At 60.7% G+C, this 18536-nt stretch carries 23 protein-coding genes; 6 read left to right on the top strand and 17 right to left on the bottom strand.

Annotated features, from left to right (window positions below; all coding sequences use genetic code 11):
* Window positions 1–211: 211 nt before the first annotated feature.
* The gene (locus SLW75_RS09640; protein ID WP_065991529.1) at window positions 212–424 is read left to right on the top strand and encodes a cold-shock protein; all 213 of its coding nucleotides are present in this window, start codon (window positions 212–214) and stop codon (window positions 422–424) included.
* Window positions 425–495: 71 nt separating this feature from the next.
* On the opposite strand, the gene SLW75_RS09635 is transcribed toward SLW75_RS09640, so the two are convergent.
* The 10 genes from SLW75_RS09635 to SLW75_RS09590 all read right to left on the bottom strand — a co-directional run bounded on the left by SLW75_RS09635 (window position 496) and on the right by SLW75_RS09590 (window position 8990).
* Entirely contained in the window at window positions 496–834 is a 339-nt protein-coding gene (locus SLW75_RS09635) for an I78 family peptidase inhibitor (RefSeq protein ID WP_065991528.1), read from the bottom strand.
* A 206-nt stretch (window positions 835–1040) separates the two neighbouring features.
* Window positions 1041–1346, bottom strand: a complete 306-nt coding sequence (locus tag SLW75_RS09630; RefSeq protein ID WP_065991527.1) for a hypothetical protein — start codon at window positions 1344–1346, stop codon at window positions 1041–1043.
* Window positions 1347–1408: 62 nt separating this feature from the next.
* The gene (locus SLW75_RS09625; protein ID WP_410934312.1) at window positions 1409–2437 is read right to left on the bottom strand and encodes a nucleoside hydrolase; all 1029 of its coding nucleotides are present in this window, start codon (window positions 2435–2437) and stop codon (window positions 1409–1411) included.
* Between the two features lie 42 nt (window positions 2438–2479).
* Complete coding sequence (gene rbsD, locus SLW75_RS09620) at window positions 2480–2884, bottom strand: D-ribose pyranase (RefSeq protein WP_369318093.1); 405 nt, start codon at window positions 2882–2884, stop codon at window positions 2480–2482.
* Window positions 2881–3813: a ribokinase gene (gene rbsK / locus SLW75_RS09615; protein ID WP_410934311.1), complete on the bottom strand. Its 933-nt coding sequence runs from the start codon at window positions 3811–3813 to the stop codon at window positions 2881–2883. Before rbsK ends, rbsD begins: the two co-directional genes overlap by 4 nt.
* Window positions 3814–3872: 59 nt before the next feature.
* Window positions 3873–4895 (bottom strand): LacI family DNA-binding transcriptional regulator, encoded by a 1023-nt coding sequence (locus SLW75_RS09610; protein WP_410934310.1) that lies wholly within the window; start codon window positions 4893–4895, stop codon window positions 3873–3875.
* A 1-nt stretch (window position 4896) separates the two neighbouring features.
* The gene (locus SLW75_RS09605; RefSeq protein ID WP_065991522.1) at window positions 4897–5892 is read right to left on the bottom strand and encodes an ABC transporter permease; all 996 of its coding nucleotides are present in this window, start codon (window positions 5890–5892) and stop codon (window positions 4897–4899) included.
* Window positions 5892–7442: a sugar ABC transporter ATP-binding protein gene (locus SLW75_RS09600; RefSeq protein WP_410934309.1), complete on the bottom strand. Its 1551-nt coding sequence runs from the start codon at window positions 7440–7442 to the stop codon at window positions 5892–5894. Before SLW75_RS09600 ends, SLW75_RS09605 begins: the two co-directional genes overlap by 1 nt.
* A gap of 90 nt (window positions 7443–7532) precedes the next feature.
* Complete coding sequence (locus SLW75_RS09595; protein ID WP_065991520.1) at window positions 7533–8492, bottom strand: sugar ABC transporter substrate-binding protein; 960 nt, start codon at window positions 8490–8492, stop codon at window positions 7533–7535.
* Window positions 8493–8726: 234 nt separating this feature from the next.
* On the bottom strand, window positions 8727–8990 hold the full coding sequence (locus SLW75_RS09590) for a DUF1652 domain-containing protein (protein ID WP_369318096.1): 264 nt from the start codon (window positions 8988–8990) through the stop codon (window positions 8727–8729).
* Window positions 8991–9362: 372 nt separating this feature from the next.
* Here SLW75_RS09590 and SLW75_RS09585 point away from each other — a divergent pair, with 372 nt between their 5' ends.
* Window positions 9363–10034: a lipopolysaccharide kinase InaA family protein gene (locus SLW75_RS09585; protein WP_410934308.1), complete on the top strand. Its 672-nt coding sequence runs from the start codon at window positions 9363–9365 to the stop codon at window positions 10032–10034.
* 66 nt (window positions 10035–10100) lie between these two features.
* Here SLW75_RS09585 and SLW75_RS09580 read toward each other — a convergent pair whose 3' ends face one another.
* Together SLW75_RS09580 and SLW75_RS09575 are read right to left on the bottom strand one after the other, a co-directional pair.
* The gene (locus SLW75_RS09580; protein ID WP_410934307.1) at window positions 10101–12719 is read right to left on the bottom strand and encodes a PAS domain-containing protein; all 2619 of its coding nucleotides are present in this window, start codon (window positions 12717–12719) and stop codon (window positions 10101–10103) included.
* Window positions 12720–12856: 137 nt separating this feature from the next.
* Entirely contained in the window at window positions 12857–13081 is a 225-nt protein-coding gene (locus tag SLW75_RS09575) for a YgdI/YgdR family lipoprotein (protein ID WP_410934306.1), read from the bottom strand.
* 268 nt (window positions 13082–13349) lie between these two features.
* Here SLW75_RS09575 and SLW75_RS09570 point away from each other — a divergent pair, with 268 nt between their 5' ends.
* Together SLW75_RS09570 and SLW75_RS09565 are read left to right on the top strand one after the other, a co-directional pair.
* On the top strand, window positions 13350–13550 hold the full coding sequence (locus SLW75_RS09570; RefSeq protein WP_065991514.1) for a DUF1654 domain-containing protein: 201 nt from the start codon (window positions 13350–13352) through the stop codon (window positions 13548–13550).
* 44 nt (window positions 13551–13594) lie between these two features.
* The gene (locus SLW75_RS09565; RefSeq protein ID WP_410934305.1) at window positions 13595–14671 is read left to right on the top strand and encodes an endonuclease/exonuclease/phosphatase family protein; all 1077 of its coding nucleotides are present in this window, start codon (window positions 13595–13597) and stop codon (window positions 14669–14671) included.
* Window positions 14672–14757: 86 nt separating this feature from the next.
* On the opposite strand, the gene SLW75_RS09560 is transcribed toward SLW75_RS09565, so the two are convergent.
* Entirely contained in the window at window positions 14758–15087 is a 330-nt protein-coding gene (locus SLW75_RS09560; RefSeq protein WP_065991512.1) for a hypothetical protein, read from the bottom strand.
* 485 nt (window positions 15088–15572) lie between these two features.
* Here SLW75_RS09560 and SLW75_RS09555 point away from each other — a divergent pair, with 485 nt between their 5' ends.
* Window positions 15573–15797: a DUF6555 family protein gene (locus SLW75_RS09555; protein ID WP_410934304.1), complete on the top strand. Its 225-nt coding sequence runs from the start codon at window positions 15573–15575 to the stop codon at window positions 15795–15797.
* An 83-nt stretch (window positions 15798–15880) separates the two neighbouring features.
* A complete protein-coding gene (locus SLW75_RS09550; protein ID WP_369318100.1) occupies window positions 15881–16150 on the top strand; it encodes a hypothetical protein in 270 nt (89 codons plus the stop codon).
* Window positions 16151–16378: 228 nt separating this feature from the next.
* Here the strand turns inward: SLW75_RS09550 and map are convergent, their stop codons facing one another.
* The 4 genes from map to SLW75_RS09530 all read right to left on the bottom strand — a co-directional run bounded on the left by map (window position 16379) and on the right by SLW75_RS09530 (window position 18503).
* Entirely contained in the window at window positions 16379–17164 is a 786-nt protein-coding gene (gene map / locus SLW75_RS09545) for a type I methionyl aminopeptidase (RefSeq protein ID WP_410934303.1), read from the bottom strand.
* Window positions 17161–17415, bottom strand: coding sequence for a ParD-like family protein (locus tag SLW75_RS09540; protein WP_065991509.1), 255 nt, complete (start codon window positions 17413–17415; stop codon window positions 17161–17163). Before SLW75_RS09540 ends, map begins: the two co-directional genes overlap by 4 nt.
* Window positions 17416–17522: 107 nt before the next feature.
* Window positions 17523–17867 carry a helix-turn-helix domain-containing protein gene (locus tag SLW75_RS09535; RefSeq protein WP_065991508.1) on the bottom strand — a complete coding sequence of 115 codons (345 nt, stop codon included), beginning with the start codon at window positions 17865–17867 and terminating at the stop codon, window positions 17523–17525.
* A gap of 387 nt (window positions 17868–18254) precedes the next feature.
* Window positions 18255–18503 (bottom strand): hypothetical protein, encoded by a 249-nt coding sequence (locus tag SLW75_RS09530; RefSeq protein WP_410934302.1) that lies wholly within the window; start codon window positions 18501–18503, stop codon window positions 18255–18257.
* Window positions 18504–18536: the final 33 nt, after the last annotated feature.

Here is an 18536-nt window from a genome sequence, read left to right as displayed (position 1 = left end):
TTCAGGGCCAATGGAAGGGTTGACGGCCACACGAGCCAATGGGGCTGAAAAGGCCCGAAGTGCCCATTTGGGGCGTTATATCGAAGATGTTGACGCAAAGTTCTAATTGAAAAAGTCCAGCATTCACACAATTCGACTATGATAGCGCTCGTGTGCCCAGTTGGCCTGAGCAACACAGCACTACTGAAAATTATGTTCCTGGAGATACACCATGTCTAATCGCCAATCCGGCACCGTAAAATGGTTCAACGATGAAAAAGGCTTCGGCTTCATCACCCCACAGGGTGGCGGCGACGACCTTTTCGTACATTTCAAAGCCATTGAATCCGACGGTTTCAAAAGCTTGAAAGAAGGCCAGACTGTTTCCTTCGTGGCTGAGAAAGGCCAAAAGGGCATGCAAGCTGCTCAGGTTCGCGCGGAGTAATCCCAGCGATCTGAAAAAACCCCGTCACTGACGGGGTTTTTTTATGCCTGCGATTTCATCTTGCGGTGACGTTACCCGCAATTGACGCGGTTGACCTTCCCGGAATCATCGGTGTTCAGGTTCAGACGGTCCGAGCGGTATTCCAGTGTCACGATGTCGTTGGGCCCGAGCACTCTGGCTGTCTGCGCGCCAGCCTTGGCCTTCGCCTGATCCAGCAATGCCGCTGAAGCTGGCTTGCCGACGGCGAACTGCACCGCTGCCGCATCACAACGGGCATAGCCACCAGCGGAACTGACCGGGGAACTGGCGGCGCTGTCCTCAGGCTGGCTCGAAGACTCCGACGTGCTGCTGCAACCGGCCAGCAGCGCTGCAGCGAGCACCAGACCTGATGATGCGTATTTCCAGGGCATACAACCTCCTAACATTTATTCAAAGCTGAACCTCTGCGACAGCGGTCGAGCGGCTTCGTTTCGCCGCGTCCGGGCCAGGCCATACAAGCGCGCCCCGTCGCAGGCAGCGCAGGAGTCTGCCCCAGGCATCGTCTGCCGGGCGCAATCAATCGTGACAAAACGTTAAAGCCGTGCCCGCAGGACGCGCTGCACAGGACGAGCGCGACTCAATAGACGTCGACGTAGTCCGTGGTGGGGTTGGCCCAGTTATCGCGAAGGGCGTTGTAGATCTGCGTCACCCAGACCGCATCGCTGGCCGCTACCGGGCCGACGCACCCTGACCCGGCAGCCCAGGTTTCCAGGCGAAACAGCAGTCCGCCGATGTCCACGCCGCCCACCGCGTCGCTGGAGATCCAGGCATGGCCGTCGCGACTGACGCGCAACTGATTGTGCACGCCATCCCGCGCCGCCGCGATCATTTGCCGGACCGCGTCGTGGGTAAAGGAAACGGGGTTATTGAGATCGATAGACACGGTGTGCACTCTGGTTGCTCTGCGCCACGTAGCGGGATGCCACGGGGCGCAGCACGGCTGATTTACTTCAAAAGGCCGAGGCGCTGGGTCAGCAGGTCAAAAAAGCCCTGGGCATCGCCATTTTCCACCCAGAACACATTTTTGTTCTGCGCGAGGGTGTCGTACCAGTCGGCAATGGTCTGGCCGTGGGTGACGCCTTCACGGTTGTCGATCACCAGATTGACTTGCCGGCCGCTGAACAGCTCCGGCTTGATCAGCCAGGCGATCACGCTCGCATCATGTACCGGCCCGCCGGGCAGGCCGTAATGGACCATGTCAGCCTTGACGTACTCGTTGAGAATGTCGCTGACCAGCTTGCCGGCCTTATTGTTCAGGCCATCGATCTGCTTGAGCCGCGCTTCGCTGGTAAGGATCTTGTGGGTGACGTCCAGCGGTACGTAAGTCAGCTTCACACCGCTGGCCAGCACCACTTTCGCCGCATCGGGGTCGGCGTAGATATTGAACTCGGCCACCGGGGTGATGTTGCCGCCGTTGAAATGGGCGCCGCCCATGACAACGACTTCCTTGATGCCCTGGGTGATCTCCGGCGCCTGAATCAGCGCGAGCGCCAGGTTGGTCTGTGGCCCAAGCATGGCGATGGTGATGCTGTGGGGCGCAGCTTTCTTCAGGGTGTCGACGAGGTATTGCACGGCATTGCCTTCAGCCAGCGGCTGCTTCGGCTCATGCACTTCTACGCCGGGCAGGCCTTCCTTGCCGTGGATGTTCTCGGCGTAGATCGGCGTGCGCACCAGCGGCCGGCCTGCACCGGCGTACACCGGCACCTCTTCGCGACCGGCCCATTCCCGTGCCAGCCGGGCATTGCGCGAGGTCTTATCGATACGCACGTTGCCCGCCACGGTGGTGATCGCCATGACATTGAGTTCTTGCGGCGACGCCAGCGCGAGCAGCAAGGCGACAACGTCGTCAGCGCCCGGGTCAGTGTCGATGATCACGTCGCGCTTTTCGGCGGCATGCGCCGACGTGGCAGATAAAATGGCCAACAGCGCGGCACTCCTGATCAGTCCGGTGAAAAAATGATGATGCGTCTTCATGGGAACTCCTTGTTCCTGACTGCTCAATCGGAAAGATGAGCGTTAAAAAACCACGCCTGCTACCAGCGCGATGTTTGTGTACGGCTGGCATTCGCCGGTGCGGATGATAGCCCGGGCGCCACGGCTGAGGTGTTTCAGCGCGTCATGACTCATCAGGCGTTGCTCGCCCAGGTCGCCCGAGGCGTGCAATGCAGTGACGGTGGCCAAGGCGGGCGGCTGTTTCGACAGCATCTCTTCGGCAAGGACATGACTCTCGACCTGCATTTCAGTCAGCACCACGTTGAGCACGCTGACGAAGTCAGGCACACCGTGGGTCAGCGCCAGATCAATGAGTTCGACGCCCGCGGGCACAGGCATCCCCGCATCGACGATCATCAGAATGTCGCCGTGGCCGAGAGACGCAATGGCGCGGGACAAGGCGATGTTAAGCAGTGGCGTTTTTTTCATGATGAATGCCCTTGTGCTGCAGAGGCCTGAACCTCGGCAAACGTAGGAATGGAAGGCTGCGCGCCGGACCGGGTCACAGACAGCGCCGCCGCGACCTGACCGAAGCGAATGGCTTCAGATTCAGACTTGCCATCGGCCAGCGCCGCTGCAAAACCGCCGACAAAGGTATCGCCTGCCGCCGTGGTGTCAACGGGTTGTACCTTGGGCGCCGGGAAGTGCTCGGAACGCGTTTTGCTGGCAAACAAGGCGCCCTGCTCGCCCAGCGTGACGATGACTTTGCTGACGCCCGCCGCGAGCAACGCCGAGGCAGCGGCGTCTGCGCTGGCCGTGCTGTCCACGGGCAGACCGGTCAATGCGCTGGCTTCGCTTTCATTGGGGATCAGGTAGTCGATCCAGGCAAACCATTCGGCCGGCAGCGGACCCGTGGCCGGTGCGGGGTTGAGGATGACGGTCTTGCCCAGTTCGTGGCCGCGCTTGAGGACCTGGCCGACGGTGTCCAGAGGCACTTCAAGCTGGCAGATGATGACTTCGGCCTGAGACAGCAAGGCATCGAAGCTGTCCACCACGGAGGCGGTGACGTGGCCATTGCCGCCGGCCACGATGACGATGGCGTTCTGGCTGCTGTCATCGACGACGATCAACGCGACGCCGGTGGACTCCCCGGCGACGCGGGTCACCGCCTGACAGTCAATGCCTTCGGCCAGCAGCGCAGCGCGAAGTTGTTCGCCGTAAGCGTCATCGCCGACGCAGCCGACCATGGCGACACTGGCGCCCAGTCGCGCCGCCGCCACGGCCTGATTGGCACCCTTGCCGCCCGGCACGGTGACGAACGACTGCCCCGCCAGGGTTTCTCCGGCGCGCGGCAAACGCGGCGCGCGCGTCACCAGGTCCATGTTCAGGCTGCCCACTATCACTACTTTTGCTTGCATGACGTTTACTCTTCAGAACGCTTTCAGAACACTGTTTTGGACCGGGCAACGCGCCCGGCTCAACGAAGCTGGGTGAATGCCCGGGGTGGAGGCGCGGTGGATTCGCGCAGCACAATGCTCGGTGCAACGATCAGGTGTTCGACAGGGGTTTCGCCCCGCGCCGAGATCCGCCGCAGCAGCACTTCGGCCGCGCGCTCGCCCAGTTGCAGAATGGATTGGCCCACGGTGGTGAGGGCCGGGTAAACGTATTGGCTCATCTGGATGTCGTCGAAGCCGATGACCGACAAATCCACCGGGACCCGTACGTTACGTTCGGCAGCGGCGCGCAACACACCGATGCCGACCATGTCGTTGGCCGCAAAAATCGCCGTCGGCGGATCCTGCTCCAGCAGTTTGACCGCTGCGCAATAGCCACTGTGGCCAGTGAAATCGCTTTCCACCACCCAGCTTTCCGGGACGTCGACCGCGGCTTCCTGCATTGCACGGTAATACCCCGCCAGACGCATCTTCGCTACGCTGGTCTGTACCGGGCCGCAAATACAGGCGATGTGCCGGTGTCCGAGGGACAGCAAATGGGCCGTCGCCAGATAAGCGCCGAGCTCGTGATCGATGCGCACCAGATCAGCCGTGACGCCGTCCAGGTCGCGGTCGACGATGACCAGCGGTGTGCGCACCGCCGACAAACCCTCAAGGACGCTGTCACCGCCGCCAACCGACGACACGATCAGGCCGTCGACACGTTTCTCCAGGAGCACGCGCAGGTAGCTGCGCTGCTTGTCGGGGTTGTCATCGGAATTGCAGAGGATCACGCAGAAGCCGTTACGCTCGCAGTAATCCTCGATGCCCCGAGCCAGCTCGGCGAAATACGGGTTGATGCCGTTGGGAATCAACAGGCCGATGGTCGCCGTGGCCTTGGCCTTCAGCGACCGCGCGACGGCGCTGGGCACGTAGTCGAGCTGCACGATGGCGGCCTCGACCTTCTTGCGCACGGCTTCGCTGACCGGTCGGGTGCGGTTAAGGACATGGGACACCGTGGTGTAGGAAATCCCGGCAATCGCCGCTACGTCCTTGATGGTTGCCATGTCAGCCGCGCCGCCGCGCGCGATTGCTGCGGTAGGTGTCGAGGACCACGGCGACGACGATGACCGCGCCGGTGATGATGCGTTTGGTTGGCTCGGTCGCGCCGATCTGCGCCAGCCCTGCCGCCAGTACCGAAATGATCAGCACGCCGAAGAAGGTGCTGATCACCGAGCCGCGCCCACCCATCAGGCTGGTACCGCCGATGACCACCGCCGCAATCACTTGCAGCTCAAGGCCTGAGCCGGCGTTGGGGTCGGCGGCTTCCAGGCGTGAAATCTGGAACAGCGCGGCGACGCCCGCCAGCAGCCCCATCAGCGAGAACACCAGGATCTTGTACGGCTTGGGGTTGATGCCCGCCAGACGCACCGCTTCTTCGTTGGTGCCGATGCCGATCAGGTAGCGGCCGAAAACGGTGCGCGTCAGCACGGCCTGGGCCGCGAAGATGACGATCAGGGCGATGACGAACGACGGCGAAATGCCGAAGGCGAACGGGTTGGAGAGCCATGCAAATGAATCACCGATGTACGCAGTGCGTGAATCGGTCAGCTGATACGCGACGCCCCGTGCCATTTCCAGCACGCCGAGGGAAACGATGAAGGAGGGAATGCGCCACGCCACGGTGATCGAGCCGGTCAGCGTACCGGCCGCCGTTGCACAGGCGATGCCCAGCAACGCCGATGGAAACACGCCCCAGCCCCAGCCGAGCATGGCGACACTGACCGCCGACGCCGCCAGCGCCAGCACCGAACCGACCGACAGGTCGATGCCGCCGATGATCAGAATGAACGTCATGCCGACCGCCAGCACCATCAGGTCGGGAATCTGGTTGGCCAGGGTGCTGAAGGTTTCGTACGAAAGGAAATGATCGCTGAGCAACGAGAACAATACGATCATCGCCAGCAAGGCGCCTGCCAGCCCCAGGTAAGTGCCCAGGCCGAAGTAGTTGCCGCTGCGCTTGCCCGGAGACGGCAGCGCGGCAGGAGTAGTAGAAGTTTTCATCAGTCGATCCTGGGCGCGGCTTCAGACAGCAGCGCATCACGTTTTTGATAGCCCGCGAAGGCAGCGGCAAGCAGTTCGTCCTGGGTCCAGGTGTCGCGCTCGAAGGTGTCGATCAGGCGCCCGGCGGACAGCACGCCGATGCGGTCGCAGATCAGCATCAGCTCGCGCAGATCACTGGAAACCACTACCAGCGCCCTGCCCTGACGGGTCAGTTCGCCCAGCAGCGCGTAGATGTCGAATTTGGCGCCGACGTCGATGCCGCGGGTGGGCTCGTCGAATAACATCACATGGCAGTTACGCTCCAGCCAGCGGCCGATCACCACCTTCTGCTGATTGCCCCCCGACAACTCCGACACCAGTTGCGTGGGGCTGGAACTGCGGATGCGCATGGCTCCCACCTGGCGCTGAGCCAGAGCGATCTCCGAATTACCGTTGACCACGCCGGCACTGGAAATGGCGTCCATGTTGCCCAGCGCGATGTTGGCGCTGATCGATTGCGACAGCAGCAGGCCCTCGCCTTTGCGGTCTTCGGTGATCAAGGCAATGCCATGACCCACGGCGTCCACTGGCGATTTGATCTGCACACTGCGCAACGGACTGCCGACCTCGATGCTGCCGCTGTCTGCCACGTCGGCGCCATAAATCAGCCGCAGCAACTCGGTACGCCCGGCGCCGATCAGACCGGAGATCCCGAAGATCTCCCCAGCCCGGACATCAAAGGACACGTCGCGGACCTTGTCGGAGCGATTCAAGCCTTTGACCGATAGCGCCACCGCGCCGATTTTTCGCTCGCCCAGGTCAATGTGCTCGCCCAGTTCGCGGCCGACCATCAGCGTGACCAACTGCTCGCTGTTGTAATTGGCCATGGCATCGACGCACACCAGCTTGCCGTCACGCAGCACAGCGATGCGCTGGGCAACACGGGCCAGTTCTTCCAGGCGGTGGGAGATGTAAATGATGGAAACGCCACGGTCCTGCAGGCGGGTGATCTGCTCGAAGAGCATTTCCACCTCGCGCGCCGTCAGCATTGCTGTCGGCTCGTCGAGGATCAGCACGTGGCAGTCGCCGATCAGGTTGCGGGCGATTTCGACCATCTGCTGATGGCCGATCCCCAGTTCGCTGACCAATGTGTCCGGGTCGATGGCCTCGAGGCCGACCTGGGCCATGGCCTTGATCGCGTCCTCGCGCAGCTTGCGGCGATTGATGAATCCTGCGCGGCTGGGCAGATTGTCGAGAAACAGGTTTTCCGCCACCGACAGCGTCGGCAACAGATTGAGTTCTTGCATGACCATGCGCACGCCAAGCTTTTCGGCCTGGGTGCGACTGGCAGGCTGGTAGGGCTGCCCCTGAAATTGCATCTGGCCGATGGTCGGGGTGACCAGACCGCCGATGATTTTCGACAGGGTGCTTTTGCCGGCGCCGTTTTCGCCGGTCAAGGCCAGCACTTCCCCGCGCATCAACGTCAGGTCGATGTCGCCGAGTACGGGTTGGGCGTAGGTTTTGCCAATACCACTGACAGATAGAACAGCGGCCTGAGCAGACGCTGACATAACGATCTCCACGCGCCTGCCCTCACGGGCAGGCGGTACATATTTGAAAAACTGCTGAGGTGAACAGTGCCGGGTGAAAACCAGAGCGGCTTATTGCGGCTTGGTGACCAGCTCGACCGGGGTTTCGATCACGCCGTTGGTGATCTCGAGCTTCTCGCCCTTGACCATCTTCAGGGCGGTATCGATACCGAACACGGCCTGACGCGCAGCGAACTGGTCAGCGGTGGCCAGAATGCGGCCGTCCTTCAGCATCGGCTTGATGGCGTTGATGTTGTCGTAGCCGACGACTTGAACCTTGCCCGCCTTGCCCGCCGCACGAACGGCGGAGACAGCGCCCAGCGCCATGCTGTCGTTACCGGCCAGCAGCGCTTTCAGATTCGGGTATTCGTTGAGCATGGCGGACGCGACGGCGTTGCCCTTGTCGATTTCCCAGTTACCGGACTGCGTGGAGACGATCTTCATCTGCGCAGCGTCCATCGCGTCCTTGAAGCCCGCGGTGCGTTGCTGCGCATTGGTGGTGGTCGGCACGCCTTCGATGATGCCGACTTCATCACCCGCTGCCAGCTGCTTGGCCAGGTAGTCACCCACCAGCTTGGCGCCCTTGCGGTTGTTCGGGCCTACGAAAGGCACTTCCATGCCCTTGCTTTTCAGCACATCAGCGTCGAGCTGGTTGTCGATGTTGACGACTTTGATGCCCGCATCCATGGCCTTTTTCAGGACCGACGCCAAAGCCTTGGAATCGGCCGGGGCGATGACCAGCGCGTCGACTTTCTTGACGATCATCTGGTTGACGATGTCGATCTGCGCCGCCGTGTCGGACTCGTTCTTGATCCCGTTGGAAATCAGGTCGAAGTCAGCGGAATGCTCTTTCTGATAGACCTTGGCGCCGTCTTCCATGGTCAGGAAGAATTCGTTGGCGAGGGATTTCATCACCAGCGCGACGGTGGGCTTTTTCGCGTCGTCGGCAAAGGCGGAAGAGAGAGGCAGGGTTGCAGCGCAAGCAGTAAGCATGGCAACAGCAAGAAGGCGTGCAGCGAATGGCAGCTTCATGGAATCACTCCGACATTATGATTGTTGTTATCGGCAGCGTTTACGCGTCATGGGAAGGATCGACGGAATCGCAAACGTTTGCGTGAGCGAAACTATGGGAATCGTTTAGGATTTTGTCAACTCTGCAAAGCAAGGGAATCTAGGGATGGGCCGGTATGGCCCGGCTCCTCCGATCACCGTTGCAGTGCTGATGGCCTGCACCCCGAATCGGAGGATAGAAAGGAAATTGAATAGTTACGCGCGTTCCTGATAGGCGGTTGCGCGGCGGCCGGCCGAATGCAGTTTCAAGTCATCCTTCAACCTGGCAATCAGGTTGGCAATGGCACGGCTGGAGTTGAGCGAACTGACCGGAATACCCGCCGCGAGCAAATCTGCGTGGCCCCTTTCCCGATCAAAGATTTGCACCATTATTTGATCCTGGGCATCAATGGTGCATTTGCATTTGGCAGGCAGAAAGCCTGATTCGACGATATGGCAGAGTTCAAGTGTGGACATCATGGCAAATTTCCTTATTTGGTTATGCACGGTGGATATCGCACAGGGGCAGCAATTCCAAGAGTTTCTCAAGAATGGGACGAACGGGCATGACCTAGATCAAGAGGTCTTCGTCCATGGAAGGTTCGACGAGGTTGACGCTGTGACCCCGATCAGACCGGCACTGCACATACGGCCTGTTGGATGGCGTAAATGGCGCGGGTTTGAGGAGGTGATCGATGCGACAAGCCAGTAAGCTGGGCGCCTTCAAAATGGCCATTCGCCAATCTCCTTCAGCGGCAGTGAACTAATCACGCCCGCGGCGGCCAGAGGGGCTCGCGCTGCAATATGGCAGTCGATGCAGAAGAAAGATTTCTACCGTATTTGGAGCACATGATGGGTCGGGCAAACAACGAGTTTGAGTTCTGGTGGGGCACTTCGGGGCCTTGGGTCGAGCCGCCGAATGTGCGCCGCAACGGCACCAGCGGTGTGCAGCGCGTGGTGCACGATGGCAAGACGCTTTACGTCAAACGCCAGACCGGCCACCTGTTTCGCAGCCTGCGCTACCCCACCGGCCGCCCCACTGCACTGCGTGAAGGCATCGCGCTGACCAAGCTCGAGGAACTGGGCGTTAACGCGCCACGACCTGTGTTCTACGGCGCACGCAAAGTTGCCGGTGTATGGCAGGGCGTCCTGGTGACCAAGGACCTGGGCGGCTTCATCGACCTCGACACCTGGTATGCCCAGGGCGGCGCGAGCAGCCTGAGCGTCGAGCAACATCAGCGTCTCTTCAAGCGTCTCGCTGAAACGCTGGCGAAGATGCACCTGGGCAAATGGCAGCACGGCTGCATGCGCTCCAAACACATCTTCATCAAGGCGACCGTCACCGACACGCGCTTTGACTTCGAGCTGGCGCTGCTGGATCTGGAAAAATCCCACGGCCGGATCACTACCCTGGGCGCCGCGCGTCACGACATCCCCCAGCTCAGAAGGCATTCGTTCTGGGACGAGTCCCAGTGGCAGTACTTCCTGTCGTGCTACGAGCAAGCCATCGGCCGAGCCATTTAAGCGCGGCAGCAAAGGCAGGCAGGCCCCTTCACGCGCAGCAGAACCCGGCGTGAGGAGCCTGGCCCGTCAAGGGACGTAACCCGCCTGCTCGCTGATCCATGCCGGGGCTGTGCGCTCGTTGATCACCTGCGCCACTTTCGACGCGATGTCAGCGCGGGTGAACGGCTTGGCCAGCACGTCGAAACCGGCAATCTGCGTTGCCGATTCACGGGTGTAACCCGTGACCACGAGCACCGGCAGCGCAGGCAAGACCTCGCGCAGGCTCACGGCGAGCTGTGTGCCGCTTTTTTCCGCCATCAGCTGATCAGTGATGAGAACGTCCGGCCGCAAGCCGGCGCTGACCATGTGCTCGGCGGCGGACGGCGACGCCGCTTCGGTCACCTGATAGCCCAGGTCACGCAGTTGCAGCGCAACGGTGTAGCGGACCAGTTCCTCATCGTCCACCACCAGCACGTGAAAAGGGTGGTCCGCGCCAGGCGCTGAGTCGCCCTCGCCTTCTGCCGGTGTCAGCACCTGCGCACTGGAAACCGGCAGCCAGATGTCAACCCGCGTGCCGAGACCCGGCGCGGACTGAACATCAAAACCACCGCCGGATTGCAGGGCCAGCCCCTGCACCATCGACAACCCGAGGCCGGTGCCCTTGCCGACGCCCTTGGTTGAGTAGAAAGGCTCAACGCAGCGTTGCAGGACTCCCTCGCTCATGCCGCTGCCGTTATCCGAGACCGTCAGCCTGACGTAGCAACCCTGTGCGGGCGCCGGACCCAGCCCCGGACTGCCGGCCACCACTTCAGGTCGCGCACTGATTTTCAGGTAGCCGCGTTCGGCAATCGCGTCACGGGCGTTGACCGCGAGGTTGAGCACCCCCAGTTCAAGCTGATGGGGGTCAATGAGAATGTTGGGCAGATCTGCAGGAATCTCGACAATCACTTCGATGGTCGGGCCGAGCGAGCGCTGGATAAGGTCACGCATGTCGTTGACCAGACTGTCCAGGGCCACGACTTGGGGTTTGAGCGTCTGCCGGCGGGCAAAGGTCAGCAGACGGCCCACCAGAATCCGCGCGCGATCCGCCGCCTGCAGCGCCGCGTCGATCAGCCGATGGGAGCGATCATTGCTGACCGGCTGGCGCCTCAGCAACTCCAGCGACGTCATGATAGGCGTCAGCAGGTTATTGAAGTCGTGGGCGATGCCGCCGCCCAACTGGCCGACCATCTCGATCTTGCGCGACTCGTGCAGCAGCGCAATGGCCGCTTCGCGCTCGGACACCATGGTAGCGACGCGCTGTTCAAGGCTTTCGTTGAGTTCGATCAGTTGATGTTCCGCGCCGACCCGCGCCGAGATGTCCACGCACACGAACAGCAGCCCGCTGACCTGCTGCTGGGCATCGAGCAGCGGCGTGACGTGGGTCTGCACCCAGACCACAGAGCCGTTCGCCCGCACATGGTGCTGGGTCAGTTCGAAGGGCGCTTCGGCGGTCAGAAAGTTCTCGTAGAACATCGGCTGCGCGCCGGCTGCCAGATCCTTCTGCAATTCAAGGATCGAACGGCCGGCGATCGCCCGGCGCTGCAGACCCATGATGTCGCAGTAGCGATCATTGACCTGCTGAAACACGCCTCGGTGATCACACAAGGCAATGCCGGCACCCGCCTGCTCGAACATCCCGGCCAGTTGCGCGGAACTGGCGTGCAGCGCCGCTTCAGCCCGCGTATGGTTGATCCACTGCCAGCCCAGCTTGGCTGTTTCCTCGATGAGGTGGATGTCGTGGGGACTACAGACCCGCTGCCCTTCGAACTCAACGGTAAACACGCCGGCCAATGTGTCATGGCGCATCAACGGGACGTGCACGGCCAGACTCGTTGTGACGGTCGATTGAGAGGCAGGGGCGTCAGGGTTGGCGCGAACGGCGTCGCCCTTCACCAGCGCTTGCACGGTAATGCCTTGGTGCAACGCAGAACAGGTGTCATGACTCACGGAGATCAGCCCTGATCGGGCCGCCACCTCACCCTCACGGTATTCACGGAGAATGACGAAATCGCCCCTCTCCTCGTCCGTTTCCGCAATATGGACGCGGGCGGCGCCCAGCTCTTGTCCGATACGCCGGATCACGTCTGCCTTGATCTGCTCGGGGTCGCGAATGGAGGGCAGCGCCTGGCCCAGTTCAAGCAGCAGCGCCTGACGACGCTCGAAATGCACACGCTCGGTGGTTTCGGTGACAACGCAGAGTACACCGCCGACGGATCCGTCGTTCTGGTGCACTGCAGAGTAGGAGACGTCGAAGTAGACGGTCTCGCCGTAGCCATGCCGTTCGATGTAGAACGCACGGTCCTTGGCAGCAAACGTTTGCCCGGTTTCCCGCACACCGCGCAACAGTGGCTCAAGGTCGTCCCACAGTTCGCGCCAGTTCTCGATCGCAGGCCGACCAAGGGCGCGGGGATGCTTCGAACCGATGCTCGGTGCATAGGCATCGTTGTAGAGCGCGACAAATTCGGGCCCCCAGAAAAGCACGATCTGCGCCTGCACGGGAAGGATCGTGCCCATCAGGGTTTTTAGACCGTCGGGCCAGTCGGCGGGCACGCCAAGGGGCGAGCCATCCATCAAGGGGGACTGAAGCAGATCACCGACCGCACCGCCGTTGGCTAGAAAGCGCAGGGGGGCTGCGCTGAACCCGGTGTTGGGTGGGCTATCCATAATTAGGGCCTGACAGGAAATATCGTGAGCAGATTGCATCGCTTAGAGCGACGGCGATGCAATGGCGTTCCATTCAGATCGGGATGAGTTTGCACACACATGGCCCGGTAGCCGTAACAGCCGGGCCCTGACGCGACTCAATCCTCTTCTTTGACGGTAGCCACCTCGTCAGCGCGCACGCGGATGGTTTTACCGGAGATGTCTTCGAACTCATAAAAACCGTCTTTGCTCTTGGTTTTCGGCGCGTCCTTGGTCACGTACTGCGTACCGTTCTGCAGAGTAATGACAGTCGACGTTGAGCAGCCGGCCAACGCTGCACAGCAGGCGAACGCGACGGGCATCAGCAATGATTGGATTTTCATAAAGTCTCCTGAGGGGTGTGGCTCGGGCGTGGTGCGCGCAAGCGATCAATCGTCATCTAGCAGATCAGATCAACGTGATCGAGTTTGGTTCGCCATCTGCACAATCAGCCGAAAAATCAGCAACTTGGGTGAAAGCAGGTTTTTGTCCGATCCGCTGTTGCGAAACGTCTGACACTCAAATACTGTATGCGCATACAGCAAGCAGGAGGGTCGCTTCGTGTCTGACACCGACGTATCAACGGCAGCATCGCCAGGGCACTACGAGCGCATGGCCGTGCGGGTCCAGAAGATCATCAACTCGCAGAGTGCGCAGAAAGCCCGCGCGGCGCTGATTTTCAGGCTCCCGGACGAACTCGAAGACGACTGGAAACAGTTGCTGGAAGAGATCGACGAGAACGACAACGTGACCCTGGCCTGGCGGGACGACGGCGGCGTGCAGATTTTCTGGACGGTGCCCAAGGAAGATTAACCTGCAACCCGAACCCACCTCGATGAACGACCCAGTTGGATAACATGCTCAGATTTTGTGCTGCTCTGCTTTTGGCTTTTACCTTCCTGCAAACCGCTTACGCTGACGTCAATATTGGCACCTGGAACCTGGAGCACTTGAGCGTGCGCCCGAACAAGGACTTCGAGGGCATCGCCAAGGTCGCCCGGAAGGTCGACTTTCTCGCCGTTCAGGAATTGATGAGTGAAGACGCGCTGGACGCGCTGGCCAAGGAGCTGACCCGGCAGACCGGCAAGCACTGGAGTTCGATGGCCTCCCATGCCGTGGGCCGCTCGTCATACAAGGAAATGTACGGATTCGTGTGGCGGGACGATGCCGTTGCGTACGAAGACGGTGCCGTAAGCTACCTGGACCGCAGCGACACCTTCGAGCGCGAGCCCTACTCCGCACAATTCCGCTCGCTCAAGGACGGCAAGACCTTTGTCGTGGCCACCGTGCACATCCTCTACGGCAAGAACCAGGCGGACCGCGCTTCGGAAATCGTCGCGCTGTCCAACTACTGGACCTGGTTGCAGGAAACCTACCCCGGCAACAACCAGATCATGCTGATGGGCGACTTCAACACCCCGCCCAACTCGCCGGCGTGGGACAAACTCGACACCAGCGCCAGGCCGCTGGTACTGGAAGGCGCCAGCACGCTGTCGACCAAAGATGGCAAATTCGCCAACCTCTACGACAACATCTTCATCAGCAAGCAGTCGGCGATCCGGGTGAACAAGGTCGAAGTGTTCGATTACCCGAAATTCCTCGGCCTGACCCACGCCAAGGGCCGTGACAGCGTGTCCGACCACGCGCCGATTTTCCTCAGCGCCAACCTGAGCGGCGGCAACGGCGCAGCCAGCGCGTCTGCCGTCACCGCGCAAGCCCGCCCCCCTGCGGGCAATCCGATGAAACCCGCTGCGAGTGCCGGTGGCAGCCCGGCCAACCTGACGCTGGCGATTCGCGGCAACAGGAAGACCATGGTTTACCACCGCCCGGACTGCCCTTCGTACAACGCGATCGCCGAGAAGAACCGGGTGGAGTTCAACAGCCCGGCGGCGGCAGAAGCGCAGCATTATCACTTGGCAGGCAATTGCCATTGATCCGCAACGGCGCACGCTGATCCCCACTCAACTCGCCTGCCACACAGTGGCAGGCGAGACTGCCCAGAACGGGCTGACTTCCCGACTCATTTACGCGCCAGGTCGTGCTGAATGCAGCCCTCGTAGTAGGTCTGCTTCACAGCGGCGGGCTTCAGCTTCGAGGGGCTTTTGTAAGTCTGCTCCGTGATGCCCAACGCCATCTTGCTCATCCACGGTTTGGCGAACTTGCGGCTCTGCAGCTTTTTGCGCGCGCTGTAGAGGGTCGTCCCAGAGAGTTTGGACTGCTGCGCCGCCCCCGCGACCCCCGCTCCCCATTTGCAGACCTGCAGGTCGTTCTTGCTGAGGTCCTTGGCGTGCGCGGTGACGGACACCGCTGCCAGAAAAGCCGCCACCACGGCCAAGCCCACACTGCGCATACACATTTCATCCCGGAATTAATTGATAAAAAAGGATTTTTCCAGAAATGGCAGCCGGCGCGGGCCATCAATATGCCTTTTTCGCACAAAACATTTCCGGCGCTGCCAGCGGTCACTGTAACGGGCTGATCCGATCCCCGGCAGCCCCCTCGAAAACGCCCTTTTCATCCGTTCAATTCGTCTGGATATAGGGGCAATATCCATATCGATATGGCACATGGCCGCCCATCGGCGAGGGATTTTAAACGCTCAGGGAGGTGTGCAATTCTGCGCCGGCTGGTCGCCTCGCAACCCGATTGCGGACGGCCCGTCTCGGGTGGAGATGCATTACGGTCCGAGGCCCATTGAGAGTTGATCAGCCTGTATCGATCTCGAAATGAAAAGACAGCAATGCCGATGCAGTCGACGCGCAGGCTGTCCGGTACATCAAGGAAGCCCTTATTCACCCGGCGTCACTGCACGCCCCCCCCCTACAGGCCAGGACAATGAATGACTACAAGGATTTTGTAATTCATTACCGCTTTCAAGGTGAGCCGCGGTACTTCAATCATCACGGCAACCCTCTCTGCGAAAGTGAGGCGCTGCATTTTGCGACCTTGCACGCCGGGGTGGGCGCAGTCGAGGGCCACATTTGCGCAGGCCCGGTGAAACTGGCGCTGCTTTGCGCGGAAGGCCTGGGCGTCACGCAGGTGCGATGGAAACGCACCTGATCGAGGAAAACTGCAAACAAACCCTGATTCACGCGGTCGGAATTTACAAGCAGCGCTCATCACACCAGCAAAGCGAGGTAAACATGACCATCGACAACGCATTGAAACAGGAAGTCCTGACCCGATTGCTGCACGCCCACCCGGCAGGCCTGGGCAAAGAAGTACTGGACAACTACAGGGGGGAGAACGCAGTCGCAGACACTCTGGAGCATTTGCAGACGGCGGGCTTGATCCACGACGGCTGCGTCCATCGCGTCAGTGAGGGGGATCGGTCTCTGAAGTACCCCATCAAACTCAGTTCTTCGGGTGTCGAGGCGGCCAAGCAACTGGAGGTGGAGCAGTCCCGGCACTAAGCGCGTGCGCGTGCAATAAAAAAACCGGCCAAGGCCGGTTTTTTCAGGTAATCGATAAAGTGGTGTTCTCCCCTGGTGCTGCCTGCACTGGACATCGTAAGCCTGTCAGGACGCAGCACCACAGGGGAACGAGAAGGAGCCTACAAGCTGAGTCTCGTTTTCGTCACGCCCCGTATTGTGACTTCATGCGTCCAGCCCTCTCCCCAGCCTCTGGCTTAACGCCTGCGCTCAGACCGCCGGGTAGTCACCGGTGCCATCTGGCCAAGGGGTCAGCAGCTCGAACCCCGTCTCGGTCACCGCCACCATGTGTTCCCACTGCGCCGACAACGACTGGTCGCGGGTGAGCACGGTCCAGCCATCCTCCAGCACGTAGGTGCCCGGCTTGCCGGCATTGATCATGGGCTCAATGGTGAAGACCATGCCGGTCTTGAGTTTCAGCCCCTTGCCCGCCGCGCCGTAGTGCAACACTTGAGGTTCTTCGTGGTACTTGCGACCGATGCCATGTCCGCAGTATTCGCGCACCACGCTGAAGCCTTCACGGTAGGCCACAGTCTGGATGGCGTTGCCAATGTCGCCCAATGTCGCGCCGGGCTTCACCGCGTTTATCCCCGCCAGCGTGGCTTCGTAGGTGGTTTCGACCAGACGGCGGGCGAGCGGGCTGACCTCGCCGACGTAGTACATACGGCTGGTATCGCCGTGCCAGCCATCTTTGATGACGGCGACGTCGATGTTGACGATGTCGCCGTCTTTGAGCACATCTTCCGCCGACGGAATACCGTGGCAGACGACCGTGTTGGGCGAGATGCAGGTGGTTTTGGTGAACCCGTGATAGCCGACGTTGGCGGGGATCACTTTCAGCTCGTTGACGATGTACGCGTTACAGATGTCATCCAGCGCTTGAGTGCTGATGCCCGGCTTGACGTGCTCTGCGATCATCGCCAGTACGTCTGCCGCCAGACGCCCCGCCACACGTAGCCCGACCAGGTCGGCTTCGGTCTTGATGCTGATGCTCACTGGGACACCGCCCTGGCCGGTGCCAGATCCGGTACAAGGTCGCTGGCCTGAAGGCTCAACACGGCGCCGCCGGACGTTTCAGCGCGAATCAGCAATTGGCAGATCTCGCTGTAATTCAGACCGGGGTGCAGCTCGGCGAGCATGCCTACCCGCATCCAGTGCTCGGCCTGAGCATTGATCGAGCGACTCAAGGCCGCGCTGGCGCAACGAATGTTGGCGTGCATCTGTTCGGAAATTTTGACCAGTCCCATAGCGACCTCTCGAAGAATATACGGAGCATATACGTTCCATATATTTCATCGCAACCGGCCTTGGTCATCTGCTACGCAGAACGCGACCCTATGCAGAGCACGACCTTTTACGCAGAGCCGGAAAACTCAGTCGCGCACTCGGAGAGCGACGTGGCCAGCTGCGAAATCGCCTCGCGGTCGTCTTCGCTGAGCGCCCGGTAATGAGTAATGACCGCCCGCTCCGCTTCGTTCAGTGTGTCGGTGGCGATGGGGGTCCGCTCGCCCGACAGCACGTACATGACGTCGATGCCTTTTTTGCCCAGGGCCGCGAGGTAATCCGAGCGTGGGATGCGTTCACCGCTCTCGTATTTACCTTGTGCGTTGGCCTCTACCCCTCCGATGGAGCCGAAGTCCTGTTGCGACAGCCCGAGCCGTTTGCGTTCTTCTTTCAGACGTGAGCCGAGATCTTTCATAAACGAGGGTCCTGAAGTTGACTATGTTCAAAGAGCAAGACCCCATTGGTCCGAGGGAGTTGCGCCCTTGGGCTCATTTGGTCAATCTTCCGAATTGACGGCTCAAGGAATCCCCTTCGTGGCCGATAGGTTCTGATGTACCGCTATTCTTTTCGAATGGCCGCCCGATTTCTGTAGTTCGGAGAACCAGACAATGATTTCTTTCTTACTGGGTTGGTTGGCGCTGTCCGCCGTAGGCACATTGATTGCCCTGGCGGTGATTCGCACTGGTAAAATGCGCCAGCCTGACGCGGATGAAACGGTGTCCGGTCAAATACCCGTCCCGGTCCTGGTGCGATTCAAACCCTGAATCAGCCCCTGTCGTCTTGCCGGGAGCAACCCCTTACATCACTCCCCTGCGAGCTGCGCCTGTTCAGCCGCGTAGCCGCTGGCATTGCCCGTGGCATATCCCGATGCGAAGCCACTGCTGGCTGGCACAAACGCAAGGTCGGCCTGATTGGCGCTGAACTGGCGAAGTCCGGATGCCAGGGCTAGAAAATCCTCACGCTGCATCTCGTTGCCCCATACGCTGCTGAACGACGATTCGTTTTTCTGGGCGGTGAAGTCCTGAAGGGTATTGGCTTGATTGGTTTGCATGGCTGCTCTCTTCTTCTCGATACTGTTTAAACA

This window comes from Pseudomonas sp. W5-01 (genome assembly GCF_046540435.1).
GTDB classification, from domain to species: Bacteria; Pseudomonadota; Gammaproteobacteria; order Pseudomonadales; family Pseudomonadaceae; genus Aquipseudomonas; species Aquipseudomonas graminis_B.
The sequence above is the reverse complement of the archived record's forward strand: the minus strand, read 5'-3'. Positions and strand labels throughout refer to the sequence as shown.

What these genes read in the sequence shown, in the direction of transcription:
- SLW75_RS09575 (WP_410934306.1), bottom strand. Translation starts at nt 13,081, where the DNA reads ATGAAAATCCAATCATTGCTGATGCCCGTCGCGTTCGCCTGCTGTGCA.
- SLW75_RS09635 (WP_065991528.1), bottom strand. Translation starts at nt 834, where the DNA reads ATGCCCTGGAAATACGCATCATCAGGTCTGGTGCTCGCTGCAGCGCTG.
- SLW75_RS09555 (WP_410934304.1), top strand. Translation starts at nt 15,573, where the DNA reads ATGAATGACTACAAGGATTTTGTAATTCATTACCGCTTTCAAGGTGAG.
- SLW75_RS09540 (WP_065991509.1), bottom strand. Translation starts at nt 17,415, where the DNA reads ATGGGACTGGTCAAAATTTCCGAACAGATGCACGCCAACATTCGTTGC.
- rbsK (WP_410934311.1), bottom strand. Translation starts at nt 3,813, where the DNA reads ATGCAAGCAAAAGTAGTGATAGTGGGCAGCCTGAACATGGACCTGGTG.
- SLW75_RS09640 (WP_065991529.1), top strand. Translation starts at nt 212, where the DNA reads ATGTCTAATCGCCAATCCGGCACCGTAAAATGGTTCAACGATGAAAAA.
- SLW75_RS09565 (WP_410934305.1), top strand. Translation starts at nt 13,595, where the DNA reads ATGCTCAGATTTTGTGCTGCTCTGCTTTTGGCTTTTACCTTCCTGCAA.
- SLW75_RS09625 (WP_410934312.1), bottom strand. Translation starts at nt 2,437, where the DNA reads ATGAAGACGCATCATCATTTTTTCACCGGACTGATCAGGAGTGCCGCG.
- SLW75_RS09530 (WP_410934302.1), bottom strand. Translation starts at nt 18,503, where the DNA reads ATGCAAACCAATCAAGCCAATACCCTTCAGGACTTCACCGCCCAGAAA.
- SLW75_RS09560 (WP_065991512.1), bottom strand. Translation starts at nt 15,087, where the DNA reads ATGCGCAGTGTGGGCTTGGCCGTGGTGGCGGCTTTTCTGGCAGCGGTG.
- SLW75_RS09605 (WP_065991522.1), bottom strand. Translation starts at nt 5,892, where the DNA reads ATGAAAACTTCTACTACTCCTGCCGCGCTGCCGTCTCCGGGCAAGCGC.
- SLW75_RS09550 (WP_369318100.1), top strand. Translation starts at nt 15,881, where the DNA reads ATGACCATCGACAACGCATTGAAACAGGAAGTCCTGACCCGATTGCTG.
- SLW75_RS09610 (WP_410934310.1), bottom strand. Translation starts at nt 4,895, where the DNA reads ATGGCAACCATCAAGGACGTAGCGGCGATTGCCGGGATTTCCTACACC.
- SLW75_RS09600 (WP_410934309.1), bottom strand. Translation starts at nt 7,442, where the DNA reads ATGTCAGCGTCTGCTCAGGCCGCTGTTCTATCTGTCAGTGGTATTGGC.
- SLW75_RS09590 (WP_369318096.1), bottom strand. Translation starts at nt 8,990, where the DNA reads ATGATGTCCACACTTGAACTCTGCCATATCGTCGAATCAGGCTTTCTG.
- SLW75_RS09580 (WP_410934307.1), bottom strand. Translation starts at nt 12,719, where the DNA reads ATGGATAGCCCACCCAACACCGGGTTCAGCGCAGCCCCCCTGCGCTTT.
- SLW75_RS09535 (WP_065991508.1), bottom strand. Translation starts at nt 17,867, where the DNA reads ATGAAAGATCTCGGCTCACGTCTGAAAGAAGAACGCAAACGGCTCGGG.
- SLW75_RS09585 (WP_410934308.1), top strand. Translation starts at nt 9,363, where the DNA reads ATGGGTCGGGCAAACAACGAGTTTGAGTTCTGGTGGGGCACTTCGGGG.
- rbsD (WP_369318093.1), bottom strand. Translation starts at nt 2,884, where the DNA reads ATGAAAAAAACGCCACTGCTTAACATCGCCTTGTCCCGCGCCATTGCG.
- SLW75_RS09570 (WP_065991514.1), top strand. Translation starts at nt 13,350, where the DNA reads ATGGCCGTGCGGGTCCAGAAGATCATCAACTCGCAGAGTGCGCAGAAA.
- SLW75_RS09595 (WP_065991520.1), bottom strand. Translation starts at nt 8,492, where the DNA reads ATGAAGCTGCCATTCGCTGCACGCCTTCTTGCTGTTGCCATGCTTACT.